Annotated in this window: 15 protein-coding genes and 3 tRNA genes; 4 read left to right on the top strand and 14 right to left on the bottom strand. The window is 50.7% G+C overall.

Translation table 11 applies throughout. The annotated features are described in order from the left end of the window. Positions 1-205 precede the first annotated feature (205 nt). The 8 genes from ST42_RS01645 to ST42_RS01610 form a co-directional block, all read right to left on the bottom strand. A tRNA-Arg gene (locus tag ST42_RS01645) sits at positions 206-279 on the bottom strand. Positions 280-615: 336 nt separating this feature from the next. After that, positions 616-2,313: an energy-dependent translational throttle protein EttA gene (gene ettA / locus ST42_RS01640; protein WP_022317006.1), complete on the bottom strand. Its 1,698-nt coding sequence runs from the start codon at positions 2,311-2,313 to the stop codon at positions 616-618. 106 nt (positions 2,314-2,419) lie between these two features. Continuing rightward, positions 2,420-6,031, bottom strand: coding sequence for a methionine synthase (metH, locus tag ST42_RS01635; protein WP_052488182.1), 3,612 nt, complete (start codon positions 6,029-6,031; stop codon positions 2,420-2,422). Between the two features lie 139 nt (positions 6,032-6,170). Continuing rightward, positions 6,171-7,103 (bottom strand): methylenetetrahydrofolate reductase [NAD(P)H], encoded by a 933-nt coding sequence (gene metF / locus ST42_RS01630; protein WP_022317008.1) that lies wholly within the window; start codon positions 7,101-7,103, stop codon positions 6,171-6,173. 639 nt (positions 7,104-7,742) lie between these two features. Next, positions 7,743-8,750, bottom strand: a complete 1,008-nt coding sequence (locus tag ST42_RS01625; protein WP_394365280.1) for an iron ABC transporter permease — start codon at positions 8,748-8,750, stop codon at positions 7,743-7,745. Between the two features lie 111 nt (positions 8,751-8,861). Beyond that, positions 8,862-10,010 carry an ABC transporter substrate-binding protein gene (locus ST42_RS01620; RefSeq protein ID WP_044072037.1) on the bottom strand — a complete coding sequence of 383 codons (1,149 nt, stop codon included), beginning with the start codon at positions 10,008-10,010 and terminating at the stop codon, positions 8,862-8,864. A 73-nt stretch (positions 10,011-10,083) separates the two neighbouring features. Beyond that, the gene (locus tag ST42_RS01615; protein WP_044064932.1) at positions 10,084-10,890 is read right to left on the bottom strand and encodes a hypothetical protein; all 807 of its coding nucleotides are present in this window, start codon (positions 10,888-10,890) and stop codon (positions 10,084-10,086) included. A 111-nt stretch (positions 10,891-11,001) separates the two neighbouring features. Continuing rightward, positions 11,002-11,787: a nitrilase-related carbon-nitrogen hydrolase gene (locus ST42_RS01610; protein WP_022317117.1), complete on the bottom strand. Its 786-nt coding sequence runs from the start codon at positions 11,785-11,787 to the stop codon at positions 11,002-11,004. A 116-nt stretch (positions 11,788-11,903) separates the two neighbouring features. Here ST42_RS01610 and ST42_RS01605 point away from each other — a divergent pair, with 116 nt between their 5' ends. The 3 genes from ST42_RS01605 to ST42_RS01595 all read left to right on the top strand — a co-directional run bounded on the left by ST42_RS01605 (position 11,904) and on the right by ST42_RS01595 (position 14,958). Continuing rightward, positions 11,904-13,184 (top strand): replication-associated recombination protein A, encoded by a 1,281-nt coding sequence (locus ST42_RS01605; protein ID WP_044072035.1) that lies wholly within the window; start codon positions 11,904-11,906, stop codon positions 13,182-13,184. A 197-nt stretch (positions 13,185-13,381) separates the two neighbouring features. Continuing rightward, a complete protein-coding gene (locus tag ST42_RS01600; RefSeq protein ID WP_044072034.1) occupies positions 13,382-14,335 on the top strand; it encodes a D-2-hydroxyacid dehydrogenase in 954 nt (317 codons plus the stop codon). Further along, on the top strand, positions 14,335-14,958 hold the full coding sequence (locus tag ST42_RS01595; RefSeq protein WP_044072033.1) for a trimeric intracellular cation channel family protein: 624 nt from the start codon (positions 14,335-14,337) through the stop codon (positions 14,956-14,958). The genes ST42_RS01600 and ST42_RS01595 overlap by 1 nt, the downstream gene beginning before the upstream one ends. On the opposite strand, the gene ST42_RS01590 is transcribed toward ST42_RS01595, so the two are convergent. The 3 genes from ST42_RS01590 to ST42_RS01580 all read right to left on the bottom strand — a co-directional run bounded on the left by ST42_RS01590 (position 14,930) and on the right by ST42_RS01580 (position 17,443). Then, a complete protein-coding gene (locus ST42_RS01590; RefSeq protein WP_044072031.1) occupies positions 14,930-17,113 on the bottom strand; it encodes an AAA family ATPase in 2,184 nt (727 codons plus the stop codon). The genes ST42_RS01595 and ST42_RS01590 overlap by 29 nt on opposite strands. A 158-nt stretch (positions 17,114-17,271) precedes the next feature. Then, positions 17,272-17,344: transfer RNA gene (locus ST42_RS01585), tRNA-Lys, on the bottom strand. Between the two features lie 26 nt (positions 17,345-17,370). Beyond that, positions 17,371-17,443: transfer RNA gene (locus ST42_RS01580), tRNA-Lys, on the bottom strand. Positions 17,444-18,081: 638 nt separating this feature from the next. On the opposite strand from ST42_RS01580, the gene rlmD reads away from it, so the two are divergent. Further along, complete coding sequence (gene rlmD, locus ST42_RS01575; protein ID WP_042517050.1) at positions 18,082-19,500, top strand: 23S rRNA (uracil(1939)-C(5))-methyltransferase RlmD; 1,419 nt, start codon at positions 18,082-18,084, stop codon at positions 19,498-19,500. Positions 19,501-19,519: 19 nt separating this feature from the next. On the opposite strand, the gene ST42_RS01570 is transcribed toward rlmD, so the two are convergent. The 3 genes from ST42_RS01570 to ST42_RS01560 are packed head-to-tail and all read right to left on the bottom strand — an operon-like array spanning position 19,520 to position 22,827. Then, on the bottom strand, positions 19,520-20,413 hold the full coding sequence (locus ST42_RS01570; protein ID WP_044072029.1) for an HAD-IIB family hydrolase: 894 nt from the start codon (positions 20,411-20,413) through the stop codon (positions 19,520-19,522). Between the two features lie 31 nt (positions 20,414-20,444). Beyond that, positions 20,445-21,800 (bottom strand): MATE family efflux transporter, encoded by a 1,356-nt coding sequence (locus tag ST42_RS01565; protein WP_044072028.1) that lies wholly within the window; start codon positions 21,798-21,800, stop codon positions 20,445-20,447. Between the two features lie 10 nt (positions 21,801-21,810). After that, positions 21,811-22,827 (bottom strand): sugar kinase, encoded by a 1,017-nt coding sequence (locus tag ST42_RS01560; protein ID WP_044072027.1) that lies wholly within the window; start codon positions 22,825-22,827, stop codon positions 21,811-21,813. Positions 22,828-23,219 lie beyond the last annotated feature (392 nt).

Here is a 23,219-nt window from a genome sequence, read left to right as displayed (position 1 = left end):
GAATTGGTTATTTTGTCTAAGTCGTTATATATCAATATATTATCTTTTTTATTACAATTATTATTCATTTTATGAGACGTTGAGACATTGAGACAATTGAGACAATTGAGGCAATTGAGATGTTGTTGGGGTAGGGTGTGTTGGTGGTGATAAACGAAAAAGAGGCATTTACTTATGTAAACACCTCTTGGATTTAAATTCTTAGTGACTCCGACAGGATTCAAACCTGTAACCTTCTGATCCGTAGTCAGATGCTCTATTCAGTTGAGCTACGGAGCCATATTTCTGAATTGCGAGTGCAAAGGTATGGAACTTTTTTGAATCTGCAAAATTTTTGAGTGTTTTTTTGAGATTTATTTCGATTTTTCTTTGTTTCCCCTCGTCTGAAAGCTTTTTCTCCTTGTTTTTTCCCAGGAATGTAGCTAAAATGTGATGATTCCCCCGATTGCTAAAATTCACAAAAGCCAAACAAAAATCCACTCTTCTAAAACATCAAGATCCAAACAATCCCCAATGACCGATTTATGATAAACCGAAAAGACTGAATCCTGTCTTCATGAGACGAGGACTCAGTCTTTTTCGTTTTATTCAGTTCCTTTCATAAAGACGCTTTGCTTAGTCGTCCATGAGTTTTCTGTATCTTCCCTTCTTTATCTCTTCGTTTCCGAGGCGTCTCGCCTTGTTTATTTCGTAGTCAGAGTAGCTGCCCTCGAAATAGAACACCTCTCCGTTGCCTTCGAAGGCGAGTATGTGCGTACAGATTCTGTCGAGGAACCAGCGGTCGTGGCTGATCACTACGGCGCATCCGGCGAAGCCTTCGAGACCCTCTTCAAGAGCGCGCAGGGTGTTTACGTCGATGTCGTTGGTAGGCTCGTCGAGCAAGAGCACGTTGCCCTCCTGTTTGAGTGCCATCGCCAGCTGCAGACGGTTGCGCTCACCGCCCGAAAGCAGTCCGCAGAGCTTGTTCTGGTCGGTGCCAGAGAAGTTGAAACGCGAGATGTAGGCGCGTGCGTTGATGTCTCTGCCACCCATGCGTATCGTTTCATTGCCCTGACTGATGGTTTCATAAACAGATTTGTTAGGGTCGATATCCTTGTGCTGCTGGTCCACATACGCCAGTTTCACGGTTTCGCCCACCTCGAAAGTTCCTCCGTCGGCATTCTCCAGTCCCATGATCATGCGGAAGAGTGTGGTCTTGCCGGCTCCGTTAGGGCCTATCACACCCACGATGCCGTTAGGAGGGAGCATGAAGTTGAGATCGTTGAAGAGCACCTTCTCTCCGAAAGCCTTCTTCACGTGTTGTGCCTCTATCACCTTGTTGCCGAGGCGCGGACCGTTGGGGATGAAGATTTCGAGTTTCTCCTCACGCTCCTTCTGCTCCTGGTTGAGCATCTGCTCGTATGCGTTCAGACGCGCCTTTCCCTTTGCCTGGCGTGCCTTGGGTGCCATGTGTGCCCATTCCAGCTCCCTCTCCAGGGCTTTTCGTCTCTTCGAAGCCTGCTTCTCTTCCTGCATCATGCGTTTCGTCTTCTGGTCGAGCCATGAAGAGTAGTTGCCGTGCCATGGAATGCCCTCGCCTCTGTCTAGTTCGAGAATCCATTCGCTCACGTCGTCGAGGAAGTAGCGGTCGTGGGTGACGGCAATCACCGTTCCCTCATACTGCTGCAGATGCTGCTCCAGCCAGTCTATGCTCTCAGCATCGAGGTGGTTGGTAGGCTCGTCGAGGAGCAACACGTCGGGCTTCTGCAGCAGCAGTCTGCACAATGCCACGCGGCGTCGCTCACCGCCAGAGAGGTTCTTCACCGAACTGTCGCCTGCCGGGCAGCGCAGAGCCGCCATCGCGCGGTCGAGTTTGGAGTCCATGTTCCATGCGTCGGTAGCATCGATGATGTCCTGCACCTCAGCCTGTCTCTGCATCAGCTTGTCCATCTTGTCGGGGTCGCTGTAATATTCTTCCTCACCGAATTTCAGGTTTATCTCTTCGTATTCCTTCAGGGCGTCGTAGGCTTTCTGCACGCCTTCCATCACGTTCTCCTTCACGGTCTTCTCTTCATTGAGAGGCGGATCCTGAGGCAGATAGCCAACAGTGTAGCCCGGGCTCCACACCACTTCTCCCTGAGAAGGCTGCACCAGACCGGCTATGATTTTCATGAGTGTGGATTTACCTGCTCCGTTGAGACCTATGATGCCGATCTTGGCGCCATAGAAGAACGACAGGTAAATGTTTTTTAGTATTTGCTTGTTGTTCTGCGGGATGGTTTTGGAAACCCCCACCATGGAGAAGATAATCTTCTTGTCGTCTACTGTTGCCATACTGTGTTTTTTGTTTTTTTTTAAAGGTTAGTATTATATTGTTTTTATTGTTTACATATAGTTCTGTCTTCAGATTCGGCAGACTGAGATTGGGGAATCCGCATTCCTAATCAGCCGTTTTGCTCACTGCGAAATATTTTGCCTCCCTGTTGCTCAGATATATGCCGCATGTGGAACTTTGCGGATACATGGCTCCGTTTTCCGTGAGCTTGATGTTCAGCGCCTTGAAGTCGAGCAGCTCGCTCAGCGGGAATATCAGCTTCTGGTCGGGGAGCGACGGGTAGCCCACGGCAGGCCGGATGCCCTGATAGGCAGCCTTCGCCAGGTCTTTCATGCTCAAGGCTTCGTCTGGCGCATAGCCCCACAGGTGGCGTCTCACCTCTCTGTGCAGCCATTCGCTTGTAGCCTCAGCCAGTCTGTCGCCGATGCTCTGCATCATGAGTGAGCGGTAGGAGTCAGTGCCGCTTTTCAGCGTTTCCAGTTCTTCGGCATAAGATGGTGAGACCGTTATGGCGAAGACGCCGATGAAGTCGTTGTGTCCCCGAGGTGCCACGAAGTCGCAGAGCGACAGTCTGGCTTCGCCCATCCTGTTCGGGTGTTTCTGCCTTGGCGTAGGCTGTTCGAGGTCTTTGCCCTTCACCGCTCCCGGCAGCACTATGCTGTGGTCTGTGGCATAGGCAGGATAGAATCCCACCTGGGCCTGCATATAGTGTTTCTTCTCTATTTCGTCGAGCAGCAGTTCCGCTTCTTCCTTTATGTCGTCAGCTTCAGCCTGTCCCTTTCTCACCTTCCATAGATTATAGAAATACGTCCAGTTGATGAATTTCCTCACCTCCTGTATGTCGATGTGCTGCAGGGTGCGGTATCCGATATATGTGGGGTGGGGCAGGGGAGTGTCGTTCCAGTCAATCTGAAACCGGTTGAGCTCCTTGTCCTTTGTCGTCGGGCAGCAAGGGCAAGCCGCTGAGGCGTTTCCTTTCCCGTCGGCGAGGTTCATTATCCCGTTCACTTTCTTCTGGGCGTCGTGTTGTCTCACCAGTTCCTGCTGCAGTTTCTTGTTCTCCTCAATTATCCTGTCCCTCTCGGGGCCCTGTAGCTGAAGGGCGATTATAGGGTTCTGGGCGGCGTCCTTCATGTGGAACACTGGTCCGCTATACAATGGTGCTATCTTGAGCGCGGTATGCAGTTCGCTTGTCGTCGCTCCGCCGATGAAAAGCGGGATGTCGATGCCCGCCTTAGCCATGGCTTCGGCAATCTTGCACATCTCGTCGAGCGAAGGGGTGATGAGTCCGCTGAGAGCCACGAAATCCACTTTCTGCTCCTTGACGGTCTGTATTATCTTCTCGGCAGGAGTCATTACCCCCAAGTCGATTACGTCGAAGTTGTTGCATCCCAACACCACCGCCACGATGTTCTTTCCTATGTCGTGAACGTCGCCCTTCACCGTGGCAACGAGATATTTGCCGTTGCTCTTGCTTCCGCTCTGCCTTCCCTCCTCTATGTATGGCTTGAGGATGGCAACGGCGTGTTTCATCGTGCGAGCCGACTTCACCACCTGTGGCAGGAACATCTTTCCCTGGCCGAACAGGTCGCCCACCGTCTGCATGCCTTTCATGAGCGGCCCCTCTATTATCTTTGCCGGTTCGGGATAATTCTTCAGAGCCTCCATGAGGTCAGCCTCCAGATATTCGTCGTCGCCTGTGCGCAATGCCGTGATGAGCCTTTCCTCCAGGGGAGTGGCAGAACGGTCGATGGCTGTCGCTTCTTCTGTGGCATGGTTCTCTTTCTCTTCGAGCAATCTTTGTGCCATGGCGGCAAGCCTTTCCGAAGCATCCTCTCTGCGGTATAATATCACGTCCTCGATAGCTTTGAGCAGATCGGCGGGAATGTCCTGATACATCACCTTTGTGGCTGGGTTGACGATTCCCATGTCCATGCCCTCTTTCATGGCATTATAGAGGAAGGCGGCATGCATAGCCTCGCGCAGGTAATTGTTGCCTCTGAAGGCAAAAGACAGGTTGCTCACACCTCCGCTGACATGAGCGCCAGGCAGGTTCTTCTTTATCCATCCGGCAGCTTTTATGAAGTCTATGGCATATCTGTCGTGCTCCTTCATTCCGGTTGCAACGGTCAGGATGTTGGGGTCGAATATTATGTCGTAGGGTTTCACACCGGCTTCTTCGGTAAGTAGTCTGTATGCCCTTCGGCACACCTCCACCTTGCGGGCGTAAGTAGTGGCCTGTCCCTCCTCGTCGAATGCCATCACCACCATGGCAGCCCCATACTCCCTTATAGTTCTGGCATGAGAGAGAAATGACTCCTCTCCCTCTTTCAGCGATATGGAGTTGACGATGCATTTGCCCTGCACGCATTTCAGAGCAGCCTCTATCACGTTGAAACGCGAGGAGTCTATCATCCACGGCACACGTGCCACCTCGGGGTCGGAAGCCATGAGATTGAGGAAATGGGTCATCTCCGCTTCGGTGTCTATCAGACCGTCGTCCATGTTTATGTCAAGCATCGTCGCTCCGTCTCTCACCTGTTTGCGTGCGATGGCGAGAGCCTCGTCGTATTGTTTCTCCTTGATGAGCCGTAGGAACTTCCTGCTGCCTGCCACGTTGCATCTCTCGCCTACGTTGATGAACATCCCTTCGGCTGGCGAATAGCTCTCCATGCCAGCCAGCCAGTCCACCTTGCCTGTAACCGGCAGGCTGCGTGCCTTTCTCGCCTCCACAATGTGTGAGATGGCCCTGATGTGTTCAGGCGTGGAGCCGCAGCATCCACCAACGATGTTAACGCTCATGTCGTCGGCAAAAGACTTTATCGCCTCTGCCATCATCTGTGGCGTTTCGGTATATATACCCTCTTCGTCGGGGAATCCGGCATTGGGGTGGGCACTTATATAATAAGGTGAGCGTTCAGAAAGCGCCTGCAGATAAGGACGCATGTCTTCAGCACCGAAGGAGCAGTTAAGACCTACGCTGAAAATGTTCTCGTCGTGTTGCACCGATGCGAGGAAAGCGTCGAGAGTCTGTCCCGAGAGTGTGCGTCCGCTCGCGTCGGTTATGGTGACGCTGAGCATTACGGGGATTTCCCTTCCCGTAGCCACCCTCACTCTTCTAGCCGCAACGAGAGCCGCTTTGGCGTTGAGAGTGTCGAATATGGTTTCTATCAGCCAGATGTCAACGCCGTTGTCGCTCAATACCGTCATCTGCTCTGTATATGCGTCGCATAGCTCGTCGAAAGTCAGAGCTCTGTAGGCAGGGTTCTCCACGTCGGGCGACATGGACAGCGTCTGGTTTGTGGGTCCGATTGACGCAGCCACGAACCTTGGCTTCTCAGGAGTGAGCCGTGTCATCCTGTCTGCCTCCTCTCTGGCGATCCTTGCAGCCTCACGGTTGATCTCCTTCACGAGATGTCCGGTGTGGTAGTCGGACTGTGATATTCTCTGGGCGTTGAAGGTGTTGGTCTCTATGATGTCGGCTCCGGCTTCGAGATAAGCCCTGTGTATCTCCCTCAGCACGTCGGGACGTGTGATGGAGATGATATCGTTGTTGCCCTTCAGTTTCACGTCCCAGTCCATGAATTTCTCTCCGCGGAAGTCTTCTTCTTCCAGATGGTACCTTTGTATCATGGTGCCCATCGCTCCGTCGAGAATCCATATCCTGTCGTTGTCGCGTCTGAATGTATCGTAAAAAGACTTTGTCTTATCTTCCATTTCTGCTCTTGGTATTTCTTCTTTTTCTTGTTTCGCCTTTTGGAGAGTGTTCTCCTTGTTCCTTGCGGACCATCGTCCTTTAGTAGGCTCCTGATGATTTATAGTCCGCGTTCCTTGGCTTGGTAATATTCATGCGGGGTTATAGTCCGTTCATTATTTTCTCCACGCTCTGTGAAGCGTTCATCGTGTAGAAGTGTATTCCGGGTACGCCATTCTCACGTAGTTCCCTGCATTGGTGTTTTGCCCATTCCACTCCCACAGCCTTCACGTCATCGTTGCTCTTGCATTTCATCAGTTCGTTAGACAACCGCTTGGGGAAGTCGATGTGGAACGTCTTAGGCAGCATCGTCAGATGGTTGAGCGTTGTCAGAGGTTTCAGTCCCGGTATTACAGGCACGTTGATTCCTTCTTTGCGCAGACGTTTCACGAATGCAAAGTATTTGCTGTTGTCGAAGAACATCTGCGTCACTATATATTGTGCCCCGGCGTTCACCTTTGCCTTCAGGTTCTCGATGTCGGTTTCCATGTTCATCGCCTCGTCGTGTTTTTCCGGATACCCGGCCACACCGTATGTGAAAGGTTCAGTGAGCATCTCGTTCTGTACCCCTCCGAGCAACTGTCCGTTGTTGAAGCGGTTTATCTGCTGGCAGAGGTCAATGGCGTGTGCATGTCCTTCAGGCGTAGGAATGAATCTGTTGTCGCTTTTGGCTTTGTCTCCTCTTAGCAGCAGCAGGTCTGTTATACCCAGATAAGAGAGGTCTATCAGTTCGCTCTCTATCTCCGCTGCCGTAAATCCGCTGCAGATGATGTGTGGCACCGTGCGCACCTTGTATCGCTCCTTTATTGCAGCTGCGATTGCCACCGTTCCGGGTCTGTTGAGCACGCTGAGTTTCTTGTATGTCCCGTTGGCGAGTTCGCTGTAAAGGGTGTCGTATCTGTGTGTCGTGATGTTTATGTAGGCTGGGTCAAACGGCATCAGTCGGTCTATTGTGCGATAAATGCTGTCGATACCCTTGCCTCTTAGTGGAGGCAATACCTCAAAAGAAAAGTATGGCTTGTTTTCTGTCGTCATATAGATGATTAATAGTGATAATACAATTGAAACCTGTTTCTTTACCAATTTGAAGAAACAAAATTACTCAAAATCTTTCGCTTTCCTTGTCTAAATACAATATTTAACATACTCCATAAGCTGCCATTGTTTACATCGCTTGGGCAATAGTCTATGAAACGTGTTTGACGCTTTGGTTTTTTATCTGGAACCGGTCATTGAGTCTTGTCAAAATTCTGATTTTTAGAAGAGTGGGGGAGTTTATTACTCGTTTTGTAATTTGAGGACAATTGTAAGGATGAAGCGGTGGATGAACCGATTTTTTCGATTTATGTCTTACAAATTGTAAATTTTTAAGGAAAATTTATAGGCTGTGTGGGAACACACACAAATTGACATAAATTAAGTTGGTAAAATCTTTGGAATATTGAAAAATAGTTATAACTTTGCAAACGTTATCCTGAAAACAATCTTTTTACCTTAAAAGACTAATACCTATTGAAAATTTAAAGCGGCAACCTGTGAAGGCAGCCGCTTTTCTGTTTTCAGAGTTTTCATATAGTTTTTTTAATGCAAAAAGCACCATTCTAAAAGCTTTTTCCTACAATGGTTGTGTAAGCAAGGATTTCCGATATTAGTTTGTCTTACCCAATGTCCGAACTATTTTCTCTTTATCACGAGATATATTATTACCGGTGCTCCGACGAGAGGCGTGACGGCGTTCAGCGGTATGATGTTGCCGCTGGGGGGGAGTGTGCACACAAGGTTGCATGCAAGCGCCACGATGGCTCCAGAAATGATGGAACAGGGCATTAGGCTCGATGTGGAGTCGGTGCGGATGAAGAGGCGGGTGATATGAGGCACGGCCAGACCGATGAAAGCCACCGGACCGCAATATGCTGTGGTGACGGCTGTCTGTATTCCCGTGATAAGGAGCAACATGGCACGCACGCGGTGAGTGTTGAAGCCAAGGTTCTCGGCATACTTCTCTCCGAGCAGCAGGGCATTGAGAGGTTTAATCATGAGCAGCGACATGACGAGGCACAATATCGTGGCGGATGAGAAGATGGGCAGGTGCTGCAATGACACGCTGCTGAAGTTTCCCATTCCCCAGATGACATAAGACTGTACTCCTTGTTCGGAAGCGAAGAAGTTGAAGATGGATATTGCCGCCGACGACAGGTAGCCTATCATGATGCCGATTATCAAAAGCACCACGTTGCTAGTCACTATCCTTGAGCACGCCATCAGTAAGGCTATGACAGCCGAAGCGCCAGCCATGGCACCCGTTATTACCGCTGCGAAACCGCTAACCGTGAGCAAGTCGGTAGAGATGCTGCCGTTGAGTAGCAGCATTACGATAGCCACGCCGAGACTTGCTCCGCTGTTTATTCCGAATATTGACGGACCGGCTAATGGATTGTTGAAAGCAGTTTGCAGTATCAGGCCGCAGACTGCGAGCGATGCTCCGCAAAGCGTCGCCGTTATAGCCTGTGGCAATCTCGATTCCATTATGATGTAAGTCCATGTTTCCTTGTCTCCGTTGCCGAAGATTATGTTAAGGATGTTTCCGGCAGGAATGTCTACGGAACCTGTGGTGATGTTAAGGATGAAGAGCGCTGCAAGCAATACTGTTGAGCAGACTGCAAATAATCCTTCTCTGGTGATGGTTGTCATGATTTTATGGTTGACGAGTTGTCAAGTTTATAATGTGGCCCCACATGTCCTCCATTTAAATCGTGAGAGACTGATAACCTTGGCGGCTTTCGGATTGGTTCATTACCTTTCCAACTTGAAGAAATACTTCGGTTCTCCAATTATCGTTGCCATTTCCGGATGGAAGGCTAATATGAAGTCTCTGAGCAGGAGATGAGGCTCAAACGGAATGTCTTCGAAGAAAGACGTTGCCGCCGTATTGCACCCGTACACCCTGCCGCTCTTGTAAGCCTTTAAGATCGTGTAGCTTGAGCTTTCGGAGGCAAGTCCGCGGAGCGTCAGAGGCGAATTGTCGGCTTTGTAGTATCTCAGAAGCCACACGTCAGCGCCGGCATTGTCGTCTATCACGCTTTCCAGCGACTTCTGTATGCTTCCGGAGCTCTTGTCGGCAGCATATGTGTATTTGGCGTTGGCATCGTATATGGTCTGGCTTATCGTGCTTTTGCCGCCAGGCAGATACCACACTCCGTTTTCCACCTTGTCCATCATCACGCTGGGACTGTACTTTGCTTTCTTGGCGAGGTCCTTCAGTCTCATATACTCCTTTTCCGTATTGCTGAACAGGCTGTCTGCCTGGTTCTCCGCTCCCCACAGCAGACCATAGAATTTCACCCATTCTGCCCTTCCCAGAGCTGTCGTTTCCATATAGTCAGCCAGTTCCACGATGGGCAGCCCCAAGTTCTCCAGCTTTCCGTATCCTCCGGAGTTCTGCATTGGCGATATGAAGATGGCGTCGGGCGAGAGGGCTATTATTCTCTCTATGTTGGGTTGTGTGGAATTTCCACAGTTTGTGGTCTTGTTATCCTTCAGCCTTTGCTTGATCCACGTAGAGTTCATGTAGTCCACGTCGAAAGCCCCTGCCAGTATATTCTCTTTTCCTAGTTTCTTGGCGAGTTCAGCATGCACGGATGTTGCTATGAGCGAGTGGGAGAGCGGTATGCCAACCACCGTTGCCCCGTCGGGTGCCTTGTCGTAGCCATCCTTCTTGCTTTTGTCCACGAGGATATATGTGTGTAGTGTTTTTCCTTTGTTCCATGGGTCGTTGAGTTTCACTTCCGTATGGTCGTTGAATTTCACTATAGAGATGTTTCCCGAGTATTTCAGATGTACGGTGTCCCCCTCCTTTCCATCCGCAGCCTGTTGCTTGTTGCCCTGGCATGCAGTGAGAAGGAGGGGGATGATGATAAGGAGAAAATATATTTTATTTCTCATATTCGGTTCATGTGGATTTTCTTGTCCTAAGCTTGTGCGGCTTGCATTTTTGCCGCAGGCTGCGGGTGTAGGCTTAGAGATCGTCGTCGTCAGCCACGTCGGCAGCTTCGAGCGACAGGTCTTCTGGGTTTTCCTCTATTGTCGTACGGTAGCTTTCCTCTGTCAGCTTGTCGTCATCAAATTCGTCGAACTCGTCCTCGTCGTTGTATTTGTCGTCTCTCAGGTCGTCGTCCTCGTCTTCGTCATCCTCGTCGTCTCTGATTTTCAGATTGTCCTCGTCGAGGTCGAGCTTCGCCTTCTCTTCTATAGGCTTCAATTTGGCGAAGATGGCTTCAGTCCATGCCCCCTTGGGTATTTCGAGCACTTCGAATCCGTCTTCCACTTTTTTCTCATACATTCCGCCCTTTTTGTGTAGTCTGTCCTTCGGCAAAGTCGTGGTGCTGATGTCGAATCCGTTCTGTATGATGTCCTGGATGCTCTGCGATAGCGACTCCCATCCTCCTCCGAAGTTTCTTTCTATCACTTCCAGGAGTTTGCTTGCCGAGATGTGGCGTATGTTTTCGTATGTGAGGTCGGTCACACGCATTATGGTTTTCTTCTTTATTCCGAACTTCAGTCGGTTCTTTTCGTCGAGTTTCACGGATCCCACTTTCAGTCCTCTCGCTTCATATTTGCTTATCACCTCCGGTCTGTCGATTTTCACCTCTTCGATTTCGAAGGCGCTTCGTATGATGTCGAGATAATGCTTTATGTTGTCGCTCAGATCAGCGTCTTTCTCTCCAGCCTCCAGCAATCTGAAGATGTCGTTTTCCTGAAGGTCCCAGACGTTGCTTTTGTTAAGTGTCTTTAGGGTAAGTGCTTTTTTTCCTGCTTCTTTCATGTCAAATTATTACAAATGCTTTATTATATACTAATGTTTTCTGTTATTGTTGTTTTAACTCGATAGAGAATTTATCACTAGCTTTTCATCCTATTGTGTTTAAGTTCCTTGTCAAAGACTTTTTTCTATGATGCAGAATTCGTCTTTGTCATCGAGCACAGGGAATGTCTTTCTGAATTTATCCAGCTTTTCAATGTCCAGCTCCGCGCTTGTCCATCCTTCCTCGGCTCCTCCGCCTGCCATCACCTTGCCGTATGGCGACACTATGGCGCTGGCTCCCGTATAGGTGCATTGGTCGTCGGTTCCCACTCTGTTGGCTCCCAACACGAAGCATTGGTTCTCTATAGCCCTTGCCTTGAGCAGCGTGCTCCACACCTCTTCTCTCGGTGTGGGCCAGTTTGCCACACATATTATGGCGTCGTAGTCGAGGTCGTTTCGGCTCCACACTGGGAAGCGCAGGTCGTAGCATATCAGCAGCAGAAACCTCACTCCCTTGTATTCCGCCACCACTCTTCTTGTGCCTGCCGTGTAGCTTTTATGCTCTCCGCCGGCAAAGAACAGGTGCTTCTTGTCGTAGTGTTCCACCCGTCCGTCGGGATAGACGAAATAGCTTCTGTTCACGAATTTCCCCCCGTCGGTCTTGACCGACAGACTTCCGCATATTGCGGCATCATGTTTCCTGGCCATGCTTTTCATCCATGCCAGCGAGCCGTTGGATGAGCAGAAATCCTCTTCCTCGGCTATTCCTTCCGGACTGGTAGCAAAACCGGTGCTCCACATTTCTGGCAGTATGTATATGTCCGACTTGGGTGCCTGACAGAGTAATACCTCCGCATTCTGTTGGTTATCAGATGGTTTTCCCCATACGGTGTTCGTTTGCAGAATTGTCGCTCTCATTTATTATCGTTTTTTGCCCCCAAAGGGTGTTGCAAAAGTAATACATTATCCTTTATCAGCAAGTTTTTGGAGGATATTTTTTGCACGTATGACATATATTTCATAATTTTGCAGATATGAGTCAACCATTAGCTGAAAGAATGCGGCCCAATACTCTCGATGAGTACATAGGCCAGCGACATTTGGTGGGAAAGGGAGCTGTGCTGCGCAACATGATAGAAGCGCGGCGCATCACCTCTTTTATATTATGGGGCCCTCCCGGAGTGGGCAAGACCACATTGGCGCAGATCGTGGCAAACACGCTGCAGCTGCCTTTCTATACGCTGAGCGCCGTGACGAGCGGTGTGAAAGACGTGAGAGAGGTTATAGACAAAGCACGTGGCGGCAGATTCTTCAACGAGGGCAACCCGATACTCTTCATCGACGAGATCCATCGTTTCAGCAAGAGCCAGCAAGACTCCCTGCTCGGAGCTGTGGAGAAGGGCGTGGTGACTCTGATAGGCGCCACTACCGAAAACCCCTCCTTCGAGGTTATACGCCCATTGCTCTCGCGCTGTCAGCTCTATGTGCTGAAGCCCCTTGGCGACGACGACCTCATGGAACTCATGCAGCGGGCAATCACCCATGACCCCGAACTGAGCCAGCGCCAGATAGTGCTCAAGGAGACTGGCGCCATTCTCAGATATAGCGGTGGCGACGCACGCAAGCTGCTCAACATCCTGGAGCTTGTAGTGGAATCGAGTTCCGACGAAAAGGTGGTGATAGAAGACAAGCGCGTGGTGGAATGCCTGCAGCAGAACCCCATGGCCTACGACAAGGGCGGCGAGATGCACTATGACATCATCTCTGCCTTCATCAAAAGCATCCGAGGTTCAGACCCGGATGCAGCGCTCTATTGGCTCGCCCGCATGATAGAGGGAGGCGAAGACCCGTCGTTCATCGCCCGCCGCCTCGTGATAAGCGCTTCTGAGGATGTCGGACTTGCCAATCCTAACGCCCTGCTGCTTGCCAACGCCGCCTTCGACGCTGTGATGAAGATAGGATGGCCGGAGGGTAGAATTCCGCTTGCCGAGGCAACGGTCTATCTCGCCGCTTCGCCCAAAAGCAATTCTGCCTACAACGGAATAAACAAGGCGCTGCAGATTGTGAGGCAGACAGGCAACCAGCCCGTGCCTCTGCATCTTCGCAATGCGCCTACGGAGATGATGAAAGACCTGGGCTATGCTTCTGGCTACAAATACTCCCACGACTATCCGGGACATTTCGTGGAGCAGCAGTTCATGCCCGACTCGCTTTGCGACACGAGAATTTGGGAGGCGCAGCATTCTCCCTCTGAAGACAAGCTCTACCGCCGCATGGTGGAATGTTGGGGAGACAGGTTCAAAGATGGAAATTAATGAAAAACATACCGTTTATATAAACTGACATATAAACAGGTGGGTAATAAACAGGTAAATATAAACAGACAGAAAAAGAGAAAAACATTTAAAGAACAAGGAGCTTTCCCATTGAGACAGACGGTTTGACTGCTGCGGCCATTCCCGAATTCTTATAGGGATTCTTTGAATTTTATTAACTGAAAAACAAGAAAATCATGAAAATAGTAGTATTAGACGGATATGGAATGAATCCCGGAGACCTTAGCTGGGATGAATTGAAGAGTCTTGGAGAAGTAGTGGTCTACGACCGCACAGACAGTAATGACATCATCGCAAGGGCAGCAGATGCCGATGCGGTGCTCGTGAACAAGGTGGTGCTTGATAAGAAAACGCTCAAGAGCCTGCCAAAGTTGAAGTATGTAGGAGTGCTCGCCACAGGCTACAACGTGGTAGACGTGGCAGCTGCCGCTGAATACGGAGTGACCGTGACCAACATTCCTGCCTATAGTACCGACAGCGTGGTGCAGATGACCTTTGCCCACATTCTCAACATCACGAACCGTGTGGCTCACTATGCGCGCCTCAACCGCGAGGGCAGATGGAGCTCAAACAAGGATTTCTGCTATTGGGACACACCGCTGCCTGAACTGTCAGGACTCACGCTAGGAATCGTTGGACTCGGAAATATCGGAATGAAGGTGGCAAATATCGCCCGCAACTTCGGTATGGAGGTCTATGCCGACACGAGCAAGAATTCAGCCAGTCTGCCTGAAGGAATACAGAAGACCACCTTCGAGGGACTTCTCGGAGTGTGCGACATCCTAACCCTTCATTGTCCGCTCACCGACAAGACCCGCGAACTCGTAAACGCCGAGACCATCGCCAGGATGCGTCACGGGGCAATCATCATAAACACAGGCCGCGGACCTCTCGTCAACGAGGCCGACGTGGCAGAGGCGCTCAAGTCTGGACAACTGTCAGCCTATGGCGCCGACGTGATGTGTCAGGAGCCGCCGCGCAAGGACAATCCGCTTCTTTCATGCAGTAATGCCTTCATCACACCGCATGTGGCATGGGCAACGTTCGACGCCCGCCAACGCCTGATGCGCATAGCGGTAGACAACGTGAGGGCATTCATTGGTGGAACGCCAAAAAACGTGGTCAGCTGATGGAGTCGTTGCAGTTTATAATCGAGCTTCTCGGAACTTTCGCGTTTGCCATATCGGGCATACGCTCCGCCTCGTCGAAGAACTTCGACTGGTTTGGCGGCTATGTAGTAGGTCTTGCCACTGCTATCGGCGGCGGTACGATAAGGGATGTAATGCTCGGGCAGGCACCTTTCTGGATGACCAACTCTGTATATATGGTATGCACGGCGTTCGCCCTTCTCACTTTTGTGATGCTGAAACGTCAGTTCACGCGGCTCAGCAAGACGTGGTTCCTATTCGACACCCTTGGTCTTGCCCTCTTCACCATCGCCGGACTGCAGAAGGCCCTGATTGCCGGATATCCGTTCTGGGTGGCCATCATCATGGGCTGCATGACGGGAGCTGCCGGCGGTGTGCTTCGCGACGTGCTAGTGAATGAGGTGCCGCTGATTTTCCGAAAGGAGATCTATGCCATCGCCTGCATTTTGGGCGGTCTCGTTTATTGGGTCTGCACGCTCGTTGGCGTGCCTGTGGCACTTACGGTCATTATCACATTCTGGGCAGTTGTGGTGGTGAGAATTCTCGCCGTGAAATACAGCATTTCGCTGCCAGTGCTCAAAGACCCTGATCTTTGGAAAAAATAGTCTCTCTGTATTTCCACACCATGTTGACAATCTCCTCACCATATTTCTCGGCTTTCACTCTGCCGATCTGAGGGATTGTCATTAGGGTGTGAATGTCTGTCGGCAGCAGGCAGGCTATGCCCGTAAGCGCCTTGGTGGTCAGTATGCAGTATGCCGGCAGTCCTGCCTCCGTGGCTTTCGTGTGGCGCCATTGCTTCAGCGTTTCGAGCAGCAATGGATGGGCTGCATCTTCGGGGATGTCTGCCTTGGCAGCAGTCGCCGTTTTGGTTCTTTTCCTTTCCGCTGCAGCGCCTTGGCGGTTGTCGCCAAGGAGAAGCGCAGCCTTGTGGGTGAGATATCCGTCAACTGAGAATTTCTCGTTGCGTGCATATTCCAGCATTCCCGTTTTCATAATCAGCGCCTCAGCCAGCAGTTCCTTTGCGTTGGCAACCTGTTTGGCTGTCTGCTTGTTGTTTGTGGCTAGTTCAGATTTCTTCAGCAGGTCGGAGATGGTAGTTGTCTTCTCCAGGAAATAAACCGCCCCTTTCGTTATGCGACCCTGCAGTTCGTCGCCTACGCAGCCGCCGGCCGTTTCCTTTGTCACGGCTGCCATTCTCTCGTATTGCATCTTGAATCTAGCCGCTACAGTCTCCACGTCGCTTTTGAAAGTCTCCAGCGCTACCTTGTATTGCTGCAGAAGGTCGGGATACGCCTTGTATAGATGTTCGTCGATGACCCTGGTGATGTTTGCCAGCGCCACCCCAAGTGGCTTGAAGTCGAATAGCCGTGTGATGAGGCTCGTGGTGTAAGCGCGCCGCATCCTTTCCACGTCGCTCTCCGTAGGTATGCCGTTGCGGATTTCCCTGGTGTAAGCGTCCACCGTAGAGTCGCTTATCAGCGAACTGCGTGTGATTGGTGCGGCGAGCACCATGCCTTGCAGCGTCTTGCATCGGCTCAGCGCCACGTAGGTCTGTCCGTGTGTGAACGAGGCGTGAGCATCGATAATGGCGTGGCTGAATGTCAGTCCCTGGCTTTTGTGGATTGTTATTGCCCATGCCGCCTTTACGGGAAACTGGCTGAATGTGCCTTCCACCTTTTCCTCAATCTCGTTGGTCTCTGCGTTTATCCTGTATTTGCAGTTCTGCCATGTCTCCCTTTCCACGTCGATTACGCCGTCCCTGTCGGCAGGTCTCACGCTAAACCCCTTTTCGTTTATGGCGCACACTTCGCCTATCATGCCGTTGTAGAAGAGTTTGGCTGCCGATGAGTCGTTTTTCACGAACATCACCTGTGCTCCCATCTTCAGTGTCAGTTTTCCGTCTGTGGGGTAGGAAAGTTCAGGGAAGTCGCCCTCCACGGTTGCCGTATATGTGTATGGCTTTGTGGGCAGTGCTTCCATTTCCCTGTCGTTTGTCGCCTGTGCGAAGCTGTTGTGTGTGGTGAGCCTTATGTATCCGTCTTCTTTGCGCGGCTTGAAATTGGGTATGCAGCGAGAGTTCAGGGTGCTGAGTGCCTCGTCGTCGATGTTTTTAGAGCGTATCTTGTTGAGCAGTTCCACGAAATGCATGTCGTCCTGTCTGAATACCTGTTTCAGTTCTATCGTGGCGTAGTCGGTGGCTTTCAGCGCCCTACTGTCGAAGAAGTAAGGCGAGGCGTAATATTGGCTGAGCATCCGCCATTCCTCCTCTCTCACTACGGGTGCCAACTGCTCCAGGTCGCCGATGAGCAGCATCTGCATCCCTCCGAACGGCTTGTCGCTTCGTCGCAGCCGCCTCAGCGCGTCGTCGATGGCGTCGAGCAGATCGGCCCTCACCATGCTCACCTCGTCGATTACCATGATGTCTGCTCCGCGTATTATCCTCAGTTTCTCCTTTCCGAATCTGTAGTGCTGCTGTTGCTGGTTTCCCGTGTGGGTGCCTGGCACGTAGGGCGAGAAAGGTAGTTGGAAGAAGGAGTGGATGGTCACTCCTCTGGCGTTTATCGCCGCTATTCCCGTTGGTGCCACTACGATTATCCTCTTCTTTGATTTCTTTTTCAGCTGGCGGAGAAAAGTGGTTTTTCCCGTGCCCGCCTTGCCTGTCAGGAAGAGGTTGTTGCCGGTTTCGTTGGCTATTTTCCATGCCGACTCCCATTCAGGGCTTGTCACTATGTAGTTGTCTGGGGTATTGTTGTTCATGGAGACAGTGGATTTTTGAGTATTGCAGAGTTTCTAATTTGCTCAGATTGCTATTGTTTTCCGTTTTCCGTCATTCGTAATGTCGTGAAACACTGTTTCTATTTTGTGTAGAATAGGTATATACACAATAAAAGGAGACTTTTAAAAGCCTCCTTAAGTACGTCTGCAGGGGTTCGAACCCTGGACCCTCTGATTAAGAGTCAGATGCTCTACCAACTGAGCTACAGGCGCATCACTAATTATTTTCTTGTTTAAAGTACGTCTGCAGGGGTTCGAACCCTGGACCCTCTGATTAAGAGTCAGATGCTCTACCAACTGAGCTACAGGCGCATTTTCAATTGCTATCGGTTTAGTGATTTCCGAATTGCGAGTGCAAAGGTATGGAGTTTTGTTTAAACTTCCAAATGTTTACGGAGTTTTTTTTAATAAAATGTTGTTTTGGTAAATTCTTGTTACAAAAGTGTCTGTTATTACATTATTTAATATATAGATGCGGGTATATATCAATCGAAGATTTTATTTGATTCGGCAGGTATACTAGTGTGTTGCTTTTATCTTGGCAGTTTAAGCGTCCTGATGACCGATTGGGATTTGATAAGTCGTTGGAACGATGCAAAAAACTGTTGGTTCTTACCCCAAAAGTCTATTAAAAGCCAATGAAAAGAACCATGGTTATGGAATGGTAATGCCCCAAGTCTGCTTCGCGAAAGGCTGACTATTTGGTTCTTCGCTACACAATAAAAACTACGCATTTGTCGGATGAGCCTATTATCTATTAACGTGGACACAGCGCTTTATTAACAGAATTTTGCAGATTGTGGAAGTCCGTTTATTTGTTTTTCCCTCCATATATTCGTATCTTTGCAGTTGCAAACGAGAAGTCGCCGTCAGTCAGTCCTGGCGGATGGCTTCCTGACAATAAACCGTAATCCGAAGGTTGCGGCAATGATACAGAAATAATGACAATTATGGCAAGAAAGAAAAAACCGTTACCAATACTTGAGAACATACAGATAACCGACTGTGCGGCTGAGGGTAAGTCGCTGGCGAGAGTGAACGACATGGTAGTGTTTGTGCCGTTCTGCGTGCCGGGCGACATAGTAGACCTGCAGGTGAGGAAGAAAAGACATAGCTATATGGAAGCCGAAGTGATACGCTTCGTTGAGAAAAGTGCCGTGAGGGAAGAGCCTTTCTGCGAGCACTTCGGAGTGTGTGGCGGATGTAAATGGCAGAACCTGCCATATGATAAGCAGCTCGAGATGAAGCAGCGGCAGGTGTATGAGCAGCTCACACGCATCGGAAAGGTGGAGCTGCCGGAGTTCATGCCGATCCTCGGCAGCCGGAAGATTCGCGAATACAGAAACAAGCTGGAGTTCGGCTGCTCCAACAAGCGATGGATGACTCGCGAGGAGATTGCCAGCGGTGAGCCGGCAGGGGAGATGAGGGCTATAGGATTCCACATCACGGGAGCCTTCGACAAGATTCTGCCAATCCACAACTGTCATCTGATGGACGGATTGCAAAACGAAATCAGAAACTTCATCTATCAGTATGCGATCGACAACGACCTCACGTTCTTTGACCTCAGACAGCAGACAGGGCTGCTGCGCGACGTTATGGTGAGGAATTCGAATACAGGAGAGTGGATGGTGCTCGTGCAGTTCCACTACGACGAAGAGGGCGACCGCGAGCGCTCGCTGCAGCTCATGGAGGCGCTTGCAGACAGATTCCCGCAGATAACCTCGCTGCTATATGTTGACAACCAGAAGTGTAACGACACATTCGGCGACCTGAAGCTGACTCTCTACAAAGGCAACGACCATATCTTCGAGATTATGGAGGGTCTTCGCTTCAAGGTGGGACCGAAGAGTTTCTATCAGACCAACACCGACCAGGCATACCATCTGTATTCCGTGGCACGCCAGTTCGCCGGTCTCACTGGCGAGGAGGTTGTCTATGACCTCTATACCGGAACGGGAACGATTGCCAACTTCGTGGCACGCAGCGCCAAGAAGGTGGTGGGGATTGAATACGTGCCCGAAGCTATCGAAGATGCCAAGGTGAATTCGGACATCAACGGCATCGGCAACACGCTCTTTTTTGCGGGCGACATGAAGGATATTCTTACCGACGAGTTCATTGCCGGTCATGGCCGTCCCGATGTGATAATAACCGACCCGCCACGTGCCGGAATGCATCCAGACGTGGTGGAGACAATCCTCAGGGCAAAGCCGAGACGCATCGTATACGTGAGCTGCAACCCAGCCACACAGGCACGCGACCTGCAGCTTCTCGACCGTTTGTACAAGGTGGTGGCTGTACAGCCCGTAGACATGTTCCCACATACTCCGCATGTGGAGAATGTGGTGGCGCTGGAACTGAAATGATTTGAGTCCAAGCCGGCCATTAAGGCTTGCTTGAACTTTGAATATTGGAAGAGTGGATCTGGGGGGACTTTAAACGGAAACGGTCTTCCTTTATCCATTTCACCACGGCATCGTCGGTATTAAGTCCTATGACCTCGCTGGCGGCGAGCTTCACTTCAGAATAGGCGTTCTCTACCGCCACGCTCCAATCTGCGGCACGCATCATCGGGATATCGTTCAGATTGTCGCCGAACACCACCACACGCTCGGCACCCGTGGCAGCCTTCACCTGCTCGATGGCAAGCGCCTTTGTGGTGCCCTCCATATAGATGTCGATGAAGCCCAGACCATTGTCGAAGATATCATGGTAGCAGTTGTATGAACACGGGATTCCCTCCCTGTCGATATCATCGGCAATGGCTCTGAGATGGTCAAAGTTGCCCATGCCGAAGATGAGCATCACGTCGCTTGTGTCGATGTTCAGCTCAGAACCCTCCACGGTTTCAAGGCATTTGTATGGCGAAAGGATGCGCGGACGGATGAAGTCGAGTTCGGCATCGGTCATCTCGCTCACGTGCTCCACCACTATCTTGTTGCCACGGCGGTGGTAGACGAAGGGATGGCTGCCCCGGCGCTCGAAGATGCCGAGGATTCTCGCCATGTGGTTAGGGCAGATTGTCCTTGCCGAAATGTAATCCCTGCGCCCGTTGTCCCATAGAGCGCATCCAGCCATTACGATGAACGGGATGTTGGTATTCACGTTTCTCATCAGGTCTACGGCGGTGGCAGGAGTGCGTGCCGTGGCGATGGTGAAGAGCGCCCCATCGGCAATCAGCTCGTTGAGCGTCCGCTCTGTGACAGGCGATAGTATCGAAGAGTCGTTGAGCAGCGTTCCGTCGAGGTCGGAGACATAGAGGGTGTTGTTTTCGTACATATTATTGTTTCCTGTTGAATCTGATTTTCTTTTATGCAGCTTCTTGCGTTTCCATTTTTCTGAACGTGAGATATAGAGCCGTGAGCATCATACAACCCGTTATCATCCACGAAACGGGGTATATCCCCATTAGTGTCTGGAAGCCGTGCCAATGGCGTGCCACTACGAATATCCAGAATATCCTGAGCAGACACGTGCCCACGATTGTAATCAGCGTGGGCAGCATCGATCGCCCCATACCTCTGAGGGCAGCACCCGAAATCTCGTAGCTGCATGCTATCCATTGGGTGGTGAGCACCACCATCATCCTTCTTGAACCATAGTCGAGCACCTCGCCGTCGGTGGAGAAAGCGCTGAGACACAGGTCGTGCTGCCAAGCTATGAGGAGGTTGGAAATACAACACAAGGCGAAGCTCAGAGCCATGCAAATCCAGTAAATCCTTTTCACCCGAAGCATGTTGCCGGCACCATAATTCTGTCCTACGAAACTTATCGCCGCTCCGCTGAAGGCAGCAACGATGAAGTAGCAGTAACACTCATAATTGAGGGCCGCCGCCGAGCCAGCTATCGCCGCCGAGCCGTAGCCGTTGATTGCCGACTGCATGAGCACGTTGGAAAATGAGAAAATCATTCCCTGTATTCCTGCCGGCACACCTATCTGGAGCATCCTTTTCAGCTCCTTCCATTCCACGCGGATACCCTTCACGTCAAGCTTGTAGGGTTCGGCTTCGCTGATGAGGATCCTCACTATCAGCGTGGCGCTTATGGCGTTGGCTATACACGTGGCGATTGCCACGCCAGCCACGCTCATGTGGAAGACCACCACGAGCAAGAGGTTGAGCAAGGCGTTCACCACTCCTGCCGCTATCAGAATGTATAACGGACGCTTCGTGTCGCCGATGCTTCGCAGGATGGCTGCGGCGAAATTGAACACCATGAGGAAAGGCATTCCGCAGAAATATATCCTGAGATAGAGTTCGGCAAGATCGAGCACATCTTCGGGTGTGTCGATGAGTTCGAGGATGGGTCTTGCTGCCATGAAGCCCAGGAACATAAGGAATATTCCGCTTGCCACGGCCACGAATGCCGCCGTGCTGATTGCCTTCTTAGTGCTGTTGTCGTCTCTTTGTCCGATGTGGTTGGATATGACCACCGTGGCTCCCATCGATACGCCGATAAAGAGGTTGATGAGAAGGTTTATCACCGGTCCGTTGCTGCCCACGGCGGCGAGCGCCTCCCTGCTGGCGAAATGTCCCACCACAGCCACGTCGATTGAATTGAACAGCTGCTGCATCATGCTGCTTAGAGCCAAGGGCAGGGCGAAGACGAGAATCTTCTTCAGCAGCGGTCCGTGGAGCATGTCTATCTCTTTGCTGTTGCTTTTCATGATAAGTATGTCAGATGATTTCCTCCACCTCCTCTTCTGTTACGAGATTGAAGTCGCCGGGGATGGTATTTTTCAATGCAGAAGCCGCGAGGGCGAAGTCGAGGCACTTCTTGTTGTCGTTGCCGTTCTTGGAGAAGGCATGCACGTAGGCAGCGATGAAAGCGTCGCCCACGCCCATCGGGTCGAGCACGTTGTCTATGTCGTAGACACGCGCCGTGTAGAGCCTGTCGTCGGCATAGAGCACTCCTGAGAGCAGGTGGTGGTTGGCAGAGAGCGTGTTGCGCAGCGCTATGATCATCTTCTTCGCCTTGGGCAGTATCTTCTGTGCATGGCGGAAGAATTCGAGATAAGCGCCTTCTTCCAATACGTAGTCGCTTGAAGTGGCTTTGAAGTCGGGGGCTTTAAGACCCGTAATTAGCTGCCATTCGCCAGCCGTGCCGAAAACTATGTCGCTCTGTGCCACCATCGGCATGAGCACATCGTGGGCATCAGCGCCATATTTCCACAGGTTTGCCCTGTGGTTTATGTCGCACGACACCACAAGTTCCATTTCGCCAGCCGTTTCTATTGCCTCGCGTGTGGCGCTGGCAGCTCCTTCTGACAGGGCGCATGAGATTCCTGACCAGTGGAACAGCTTGGCGTCGGCAAAAGCCGCCTTCCAGTCTATCATGCCTTTCTGCATCGTGGTGAGCGAAGAGTCTTCGCGGTCGTACACGATGCTCGACCCCCGGAGCGCAGCCGACTCCTCGTAGTAATAGAGTCCAAGACGGTCGCCGCCATAGGCGATGAAATCTGTGCCAACGTTGTATTTGCGGATTTCGTTCCTGCAGGCGTCGCCGATTTTGTTCCGGGGCAGTCGGGTCACGTATTCCACCTCGTCGCCCAGCATCGCCAGCGACACGGCCACGTTGGCCTCGCTGCCGCCGAACAGTCCGAGCCATTCGCTGCCCTGCGTGATGCGCTGTTTGTCGGGGCGCGTCATGCGAAGCATGATTTCACCAAAAGTGACTATCTTGTTTCTTGTCATATCTATTGTTTATGTTTAGTTATTCTCCTTGTTTCTACTCGTGTTTTGAAAGTTTGTCTACTATGGGGCAGACAGGTAATTTGAGCAGATTATTTAAATCAATTTCGCTTCAAAATTACATTTTTTATTCTTCATACTGAAATATTCACTTCTATTCTTAAACTTAATTAGCGTAAACGTTGCCATTTGACGGAATTTTGAGAATTACGCTTGCTTGTATTCCTAATAGGGTAGTTGTTTCATTCAGCTTCATTTTCAAATCAAATTAAACCCAAATCGCTTTCTATGTTAATATCCAAATGTTTTGACCATTATTTTCAATTTATGCTGAGATTTTATATTCAGGGGTGAATGTTTGGCGATTTCTGACCATGGCTGTGACCAAATGTACA

It is taken from the genome of Prevotella pectinovora, from assembly GCF_000834015.1.
Taxonomy (GTDB): Bacteria; Bacteroidota; Bacteroidia; order Bacteroidales; family Bacteroidaceae; genus Prevotella; species Prevotella pectinovora.
The sequence above is the reverse complement of the archived record's forward strand: the minus strand, read 5'-3'. Positions and strand labels throughout refer to the sequence as shown.

Excerpts from the sequence above, each read along its gene's own strand:
- ettA (WP_022317006.1), bottom strand. The coding sequence starts at position 2,313 with ATGGCAACAGTAGACGACAAGAAGATTATCTTCTCCATGGTGGGGGTT.
- metH (WP_052488182.1), bottom strand. The coding sequence starts at position 6,031 with ATGGAAGATAAGACAAAGTCTTTTTACGATACATTCAGACGCGACAAC.
- metF (WP_022317008.1), bottom strand. The coding sequence starts at position 7,103 with ATGACGACAGAAAACAAGCCATACTTTTCTTTTGAGGTATTGCCTCCA.
- ST42_RS01620 (WP_044072037.1), bottom strand. The coding sequence starts at position 10,010 with ATGAGAAATAAAATATATTTTCTCCTTATCATCATCCCCCTCCTTCTC.
- ST42_RS01615 (WP_044064932.1), bottom strand. The coding sequence starts at position 10,890 with ATGAAAGAAGCAGGAAAAAAAGCACTTACCCTAAAGACACTTAACAAA.
- ST42_RS01610 (WP_022317117.1), bottom strand. The coding sequence starts at position 11,787 with ATGAGAGCGACAATTCTGCAAACGAACACCGTATGGGGAAAACCATCT.
- ST42_RS01605 (WP_044072035.1), top strand. The coding sequence starts at position 11,904 with ATGAGTCAACCATTAGCTGAAAGAATGCGGCCCAATACTCTCGATGAG.
- ST42_RS01600 (WP_044072034.1), top strand. The coding sequence starts at position 13,382 with ATGAAAATAGTAGTATTAGACGGATATGGAATGAATCCCGGAGACCTT.
- ST42_RS01595 (WP_044072033.1), top strand. The coding sequence starts at position 14,335 with ATGGAGTCGTTGCAGTTTATAATCGAGCTTCTCGGAACTTTCGCGTTT.
- ST42_RS01590 (WP_044072031.1), bottom strand. The coding sequence starts at position 17,113 with ATGAACAACAATACCCCAGACAACTACATAGTGACAAGCCCTGAATGG.
- rlmD (WP_042517050.1), top strand. The coding sequence starts at position 18,082 with ATGGCAAGAAAGAAAAAACCGTTACCAATACTTGAGAACATACAGATA.
- ST42_RS01570 (WP_044072029.1), bottom strand. The coding sequence starts at position 20,413 with ATGTACGAAAACAACACCCTCTATGTCTCCGACCTCGACGGAACGCTG.
- ST42_RS01565 (WP_044072028.1), bottom strand. The coding sequence starts at position 21,800 with ATGAAAAGCAACAGCAAAGAGATAGACATGCTCCACGGACCGCTGCTG.
- ST42_RS01560 (WP_044072027.1), bottom strand. The coding sequence starts at position 22,827 with ATGACAAGAAACAAGATAGTCACTTTTGGTGAAATCATGCTTCGCATG.